The following is a 6,852-nucleotide window of genomic DNA, read 5'->3' on the forward strand; positions in this document are numbered from 1 at the left end:
GGGGGGGGGGGGGGGGGGGGGGGCGGGCGGGCCGGGGGGGGGGGGGGGCGGGGGGCGGGGGCCGGGGGGGGGGGCGGGCCGTTGCGGCGGGCGGGTGCGGATGGCGGGCGCGCGCGGGGCCGCGCGCCCTACGGGCCAGTGACACCGGGTGCCGCTGCCGGGCCCCACCACCGTGCGGACGCGGCCCGGCCGCCGAACCGGCGGCGTGCGGCAGCGGCCCGCCCGACGGCACGCACCCGCCAGGGCCACCCGGCGATACAGACCCACCGGAGCCGCCCGACGGCACGCACCCGCCAGAGCCGCCCGGCGTTACGTACCCCTCAAGGCCCCCCGGCCGATGGGCCTCCACCGCCGCAGCTACCTCGGCCGCCGCCTCGGCCGCCACCTCGGCCCGCTCGCCCGCGGCCACGACCGGCCCGCCCAGCCCGTCAGGCCCGGCAGATCCGTCCGACCTGCCGGACCCGCCGGACCCGGCGACCCCGCCCGGCGCGGGACGCCGCCCCGCCGCCCCCGTCAGTACGGACCGGATCGCATCGAGTTCGCCCGCGAGTTCCGCCGCGGCGGGGAACGCCTCGTCGCGCTCCAACAGGACGCCGGGCGGCGCCACCCTGGCGCACAGTTCGGCGAGGACGTCGAGCACCGGCTCGGTCACCGGGTGCGCATGGCTGTCGTGCCAGATGCCGTCGCGCTCGATGCCGCCGGCCACGTGGACGTACGCCAGCGCAGCGACGGGCAGCGCGTCCAGCGTGGTGGCCGGGTCCTCGCCCCGGTTGACGTGGTTGGTGTGCAGATTGGCCACGTCGATCAGCAGGTGGACCCCGGTGCGCTCCACGAGTTCGGTGAGGAACTGCCCCTCGGTCAGCTCTTCGTCCGGCCAGCGGAACAGCGCCGCGATGTTCTCCAGCGCCAGTGGGACCGGCAGCGCGTCCTGCGCGATGCGGACGTTGGCGCACAGCACGTCCAGCGCGTCCCGGGTGCGCGGCACCGGCAGCAGGTGCCCGGCCTCGATGCCGGGCGATGCGGTCAGCGGCCCGCCGCCGCGTACGAACGCGATGTGTTCGGTGACCAGCGGGGCCGCCAGTGCCTCGGCCCGCTCGGCGAGCGCGGCCAGCCGCTGTGGGTCCGGGCGGGCGGCGTCGCCGAGCCCCAGTGAGACGCCGTGCGGGACGACGGTCGTGCCGCCGTCGAGCAAGGTGCGCAGGGCATCGGGCAGATGGTTCGGGCAGATGTTCTCCGCCACCACCTCCACCCAGTCGATGCCCGGCAACTGTGCGATGTCGGCGGCGATCTCCGGTCGCCAGCCGATGCCGATGCCTAGCCGTTCCATGGCGCCCCCCTGAAATGCGCGACGGTCCGCGTGCAAGAAGTCTTGGCCCCCGCAAGCGGGGACGAACAGCATCCGCGTTTGGTTCAGAGCTTCTTTTGAGGTTGCCGGCCTGGCCGTCCGGGGCCGGAGGACGGGATTCCCGGGCGCCCGGCAGGGGCGGGCGCACCCGGCTCCGGGCCGATCCGGAACGGGGGGACTGCGGAGCGGTCTTCGTCGGCTGTGGTTCCGATTTTCCAGCGCCTTGGCCGAGGGTTGAGTGATGATAGGCACGCAGACCCGGATACGTAGATTGCCCTTGCATGAGTCCGCTAATGTCAGCACTGCTACGAACTTGTGCGGTTCTCTTGCGAAAGCTGTTCACAAGGCGCCATAGGGTCGGATGGTTATCGGGGCGCAGTGGATGCGGTGGCGCGCCGTGTTCACCGTGTCGCACGCGGGACGTGGGAGAGACGTGCGGATCGGAAAGCTGTTCGCTGCGGCCAGAGCGCGGCGGAACGGGGGGACGGGCGGCGCGGAGAACGCGGAGGGCCGGCCCGCCACCACCGGCGACGCCAGCAGGCTCCCCGACGACCACACGATCTCCTTCGGCATCGTCACGCCGGGCTCCGCCTCCCGCGGCGGCCCGCGCATCCCGCCCCCACCGGGCACCCCACCGCCTGCCGGATCGCAGACGTCCCACGCCGCCGCCGACAGCGGGGCCGCAGCCGGCGCGAGTACGCCACCGGGCACGCCACCAGGCACGTCACCGGACGCGGCGACCGCCGGCCACTCCGCCGACGAGACCGCCAAGGGCCGCACCCCCGCAGGCGGTACGGGCCGCAGGCGCAAGAGCCGGCCGCAACGCGCGCGTTGGCTGCGCCGCCCCCGGGTGGACTATCCGCGCGCGGGCAAGCGCGGGGTGCGCCGCTGGATACCCTCCTGGCGGCTCTCGCTCGGCCTCTTCCTCTTCGTCTTCGGAACGCTGTCCGGCGTCGTCGGATACGCGTACTCGCAGACCGAGATCCCCGAAGACCTCAATGACTTCGCGACCCAGCAGGACAACGTCTACTACTGGGCGGACGGCACCGAAATGGGCCGCACCGGCCAGATCAACCGGCAGGCCACCGCGCTCGACCGGGTGCCGGAAGACGTGCGCTGGGCGGTGCTCGCGGCCGAGAACGCCTCGTTCTACTCCGACAGCGGCGTCTCACCGACCGGCATGTTCCGTGCGGTGACCCGCATGGTGACCGGCGGTGAAACCCAGGGCGGCTCCACCATTACCCAGCAGTATGTGAAGAACGCCTATCTGAACCAGCGGCAGGACCTCTCGCGGAAAATCACCGAGATGTTCATCGCCATCAAATTGGACAACAAGCTGAGCAAGGACGAGATTCTGGAGGGATATCTCAACACCAGTTGGTTCGGGCGTGGCACCTATGGAATTCAGCGCGCTTCGTACGCGTACTACCGCAAGGACGTTTCCGAGCTGACGGTGAGCGAGGGAGCCTTCCTCGCCACCTTGCTCAAGGGCGCCGGAATGTATGACCCACACGTCAGTGATGCCAATCGGCGGCGGGCCGTGGAGCGCTGGAACTGGGTGCTCGACCGGATGGTCGAGATCGGCAAGCTCTCGCGCGATGAGCGGAAGGCCATCACCGAGTTCCCCGAGCCGCGCAAGCAGCCGCAGCCGGCCGGGCTCGACGGGCAGACCGGCTATCTGGTGGAGACCGCCCGCGCCTACGTCGCCGCGCACACCGACATCGAACCCGCCGACTTCGACCTGGGCGGCTACCAGATCCGCACCACCTTCGAGAAGCCCAAGGTGGAGGCGTTGGCCGCGGCGGTCAAGAAGGTCCGCGACGGCCTCAAGCCGAACCAGCGGGAGGCCGACAAACAACTGCGCGTCGGCGCCGCTTCGGTGGCCACCGACGGCCGGATCGTGGCCCTGTACGGCGGCCCCGACTACGTCAAACAGGGCTTCAACGACGCCAACGCCTCCAATGTGCCGGCCGGCACCTCCTTCGCCCCCTTCGTCTACGCGGCCGGGCTGCAACAGGGCGTGCTCAAGGAGCGCGGCGCGGCCCGCAGCACCGTCACTCCGGCCACCGTGTACGACGGCGACGACAAGGCCGCCGTGCGCACGCCCGAGGGCCCGTACTGGGACCGCAGCGGCAAGATCGTGCGGGCCCGCAACGACGGCGGGAAGTCCTGGGGCAAGATCAGCCTGCACCAGGCGGTGGTCAACTCGGTGAACACGCCGATCATGCAACTCGGCATGGACGTCGGGCTCGACCGGGTGCGCAGCACCGCCGTGGCGACGGGGATGCTGCCCAGCAGCTTCGGCGAGCAGGTGCCGGCGCTCTCGCTGGGCACCGCCAAGCCGAGCGCGATCCGGATGGCCAGCGCGTACAGCACCTTCGCCGCCCGTGGCCAGCACACCGAGCCGTACTCGGTGACCCGGCTGACCCGCAACGGTGACGCCGTCGACCTGAGCATGCCGACCGGGAAGCAGGTGTTGCGCCCGGAGGTCGCCGAGGCGGTGGACGGGGCGCTCAAGGACTCCGTGCGCAGCGGCGCCGCGAGCGCGGCGGGCGTGGTGGGGGCCGGCGCCGCGGGGAAGGCGGGCACGGCGCAGGACGACACCGCCGCCTGGTTCGTCGGCTACCGCGACACGCTCGCCACCTCGGTCGCCGTCAGCAGGCTCGACCCGAAGACCCACGAACTCCAGCCGCTCGACGGCCTGGGCGGCGACCCCACGCCGAAGACGGGCAACGGCTACCCGCTGCGCATCTGGACCGACTACCTACGGGCGGCGCCCTGACCCGTGGGGGCGGCGGCTGACCACTCCTGCGGCCGGCACAAACAGGCCAGACACAACAGACCGGCACAAACAGGCCGGAACGACCAACAGCGGCGCGGGCGGTGAACCGCTCGCGCCGCTGCACGGGGCCGATGGGCCCGCGGCTACTTCTTCTTGGTCAGGGTCTTCCAGTCGGGCGCCTGTGCCGGGTCAAGGCCGCGGAACTTGGCGAGCACCTCCGGGTCCTGCGCGTCGAGCCAGTCGCTGAGCTGCTTGAAGGACACGCACCGCACGCCCTTGCGCGGGCAGATCTCGCGCATCACGTTCTCAATGGCCTGCATGTATATGCCGCCATTCCAGTCCTCGAAGTGATTGCCGATGAACATCGGCGCGCGACTGCCGTTGTAGACCCGCTCGAAGCCGTTGAGATAGCCGCCGGTGGTGAGCTTCAGCCATTCCTCGTACTTGGCCGGATCGCCCTCGGTGGTGTCCCCCGACTGGTTGTAGAGGAAGTTGAAGTCCATCGATAGGACCTGCTTCTCGCTCTTGGGGTACGGCAGGAGTTGGAGCGGGAAGTTCCAGATGCCGTCCATCTTGGTCGGCCATATCTGGAAGTCGCCCGGCGAACTCGCGTCGTACCGCCAACCGAACGACTTGATCGCCGGTATCAGCGTCTTCTGGCCCTCAAGGCACGGGGCCCGGCCGCCCACCAACTCCCGCGTGTAGTCGAAGGGCAGCGGATCGATATCGGTGTAGCCGGTGTTGGTCTTCCAGTTCTGCACGAACGAGTACTGCTGCTTGATCTCGCTCTTCCACTCGTCGACGCTCCAGTCGTCGCCGCCCTTGGCGCCGCAGAAGTGTCCGTTGAAGTGGCTGCCTATCTCGTGGCCGTCCTGCCAGGCGCCGCGCAACTGCTCCAGCGTGTCCCGGATGTGCGGATCGGTCGCGAAGGATATCGCCGCGCTGCCCGGCTTGTGCTGCGGCGGCCGGTACGACTCCTTCTTCGACTTCGGCAGCAGGTACATGCCGGTCAGGAAGAACGTCATCTTCGCGTTGCTGTCCCGGGCGACCTGACGGAAGTGGGAGAACAGCCGGTCGTCCCCCTGGAGCGCACCGTCCCAGGAGAACACCACGAACTGCGGGGGCTGCTCGCCCGGCTTGAGCTTCTCCGCCTTCGGCTGGTGCGGCTGCGGCCCGGTGTAGGACGTGGAGCCGTCCCCGAGCACCTTGACCTTGCCGTCCCAGGGCGGCTCCGTCGACTTGGGCTTGTCGCCCTTCTCCTTGCCCCCCTTGCCGTCCTTGCCGTCCGGACCGAGCGGACCCGGGAGCGTGGGCCGGGCGCCGGTGGCAGCGGTGGTGTCCTGCTTACCGTCATCGGAATCGCCGCGGGAAAGGCCGATCGCCACCGCGGTCACGGCACACGCCGAGACCAGGGCTATCGAGGTGTATATCGCCTTTTTCGACGGTTTGGACGCTTTACGCGACGTACGCGCTCTACGTGACTTCTTCCGGGACGTGCTCAACTTCGCCCCCCTGGGCACCAGTACAGATGTTCTCGTGCCTAAGTATCACAGTTGCCTGGGGCGTGTCCGAAGGGCCGGGTGGTCTGCGACGACTGTGCACGAACCGGGCGCGATCTCCGTGTACCCCGCGTCCCGTACGACCGGTAGCCCGCTGCCGGTCAGCGCGGGCCACCGGGCGGCCGGGGCGACCCGCACCGCCAGCGGGAACCCCGCCTGCCGCCAGGCCGCCTGCTGCTCGTCGGTCAGCTCCCACCAGGCGAGCTGTGCGCCGTGCCCGGCCTGGGCCATCGCCTTGCCCGCGGACATCTCCAGCGCGGGGTTGAGCCACAGCACCGGCGCGTCCGCGGCCGGCTGTCCGGGCTCGTGCGGGTCGGCCAGTTCGGTGCCCGAGACCTGGAGCTTGGCCAACTCCTTGGGCCAGCTGTCCAGCGGTACCGGCGGATAGACCCGTACCTCGGTGCCGCCGGCGCCGGTGACCGTGATGCCCGGCAGTTCCGCGGCCCGCCGCCACTCGGCGCCCCTGGCCCGCCGCACCACCTTGCGGATGCGGGCGTCCTGCCAGTCGCGTACGGCCTGGTGCCACGGCCCGTCCGACTCCGTGGCCCGCGGGTCGTCGAGCAGCGTGAGCACGGCGCGGGCGGCGGTCTCCAACGCATCCGTACGGGCCGGCGGCGCGGCCTTCTCCACGCGGACCACCAGCGGCAGCACGAACTGCGGCGCGGCGTCCCGGTCCGCCGCACTGCGCGGGGTGGCCGTGGGGTCGGGCGCGCGGCCGGTCGCCGAGTCGGAGGCCGGGCCGGAAGCAGGGTCGGCCGCCGGGCCGGGCGCGGAGTGGGAGTCGGGGCCGGTCGCAGGGCCGGAGTCGGAGTCGATCACGCGCCCCAGTCTGCCAGCCGCCCCCATGCCCCGGCCTGACCTGGCCTGGTTGCCGCCGTCCCCGCCCGAGCCCTTGCCTGACCTGGCTGCCGCCGTCCCCATATCCCCGTCCGGCCGGCCGGCCGCCCCCCCCCCCCCCGCCCCCCGCGGGCTGGCCCCCCCCCCCCCCCCCCCCCCCCCCCCCCAACCCCCCCCCCCGGGAGCCCCCCCCCCCCCAAACCCGGCCCCCACCCCCCCCACCCCCCCCAAGGGGCCGCCCGCCACCTCCTCCGCCCCCTGCGCCTCCGCGGCCGGGCTGCAACAGGGCGTGCTCAAGGAGCGCGGCGCGGCCCGCAGCACCGTCACTC

The 6,852-nt window shown here is 71.9% G+C and carries 4 protein-coding genes and 1 pseudogene; 2 read left to right on the forward strand and 3 right to left on the reverse strand.

Annotated features, from left to right (window positions below):
- Positions 1 to 1,327: MbnB/TglH/ChrH family RiPP precursor modification enzyme (locus tag AAHZ94_RS25805; RefSeq protein ID WP_349995641.1), on the reverse strand; the 1,327-nt coding region annotated here is incomplete at its 3' end.
- A 451-nt stretch (positions 1,328 to 1,778) separates the two neighbouring features.
- On the opposite strand from AAHZ94_RS25805, the gene AAHZ94_RS25810 reads away from it, so the two are divergent.
- A complete protein-coding gene (locus AAHZ94_RS25810; RefSeq protein WP_349995643.1) occupies positions 1,779 to 4,127 on the forward strand; it encodes a transglycosylase domain-containing protein in 2,349 nt (782 codons plus the stop codon).
- Positions 4,128 to 4,270: 143 nt separating this feature from the next.
- Here AAHZ94_RS25810 and AAHZ94_RS25815 read toward each other — a convergent pair whose 3' ends face one another.
- The gene (locus AAHZ94_RS25815; protein WP_502964784.1) at positions 4,271 to 5,629 is read right to left on the reverse strand and encodes a polysaccharide deacetylase family protein; all 1,359 of its coding nucleotides are present in this window, start codon (positions 5,627 to 5,629) and stop codon (positions 4,271 to 4,273) included.
- A 45-nt stretch (positions 5,630 to 5,674) separates the two neighbouring features.
- On the reverse strand, positions 5,675 to 6,505 hold the full coding sequence (locus AAHZ94_RS25820; protein ID WP_349995646.1) for a peptidyl-tRNA hydrolase: 831 nt from the start codon (positions 6,503 to 6,505) through the stop codon (positions 5,675 to 5,677).
- A 25-nt stretch (positions 6,506 to 6,530) separates the two neighbouring features.
- On the opposite strand from AAHZ94_RS25820, the pseudogene AAHZ94_RS25825 reads away from it, so the two are divergent.
- Positions 6,531 to 6,852 (forward strand): annotated as a pseudogene (locus AAHZ94_RS25825) (hypothetical protein); the annotation flags it as partial.

Origin of the sequence: Streptomyces sp. HSW2009 (assembly GCF_040240285.1) — a bacterium.
In the GTDB taxonomy this organism is placed as follows: domain Bacteria; phylum Actinomycetota; class Actinomycetes; order Streptomycetales; family Streptomycetaceae; genus Streptomyces.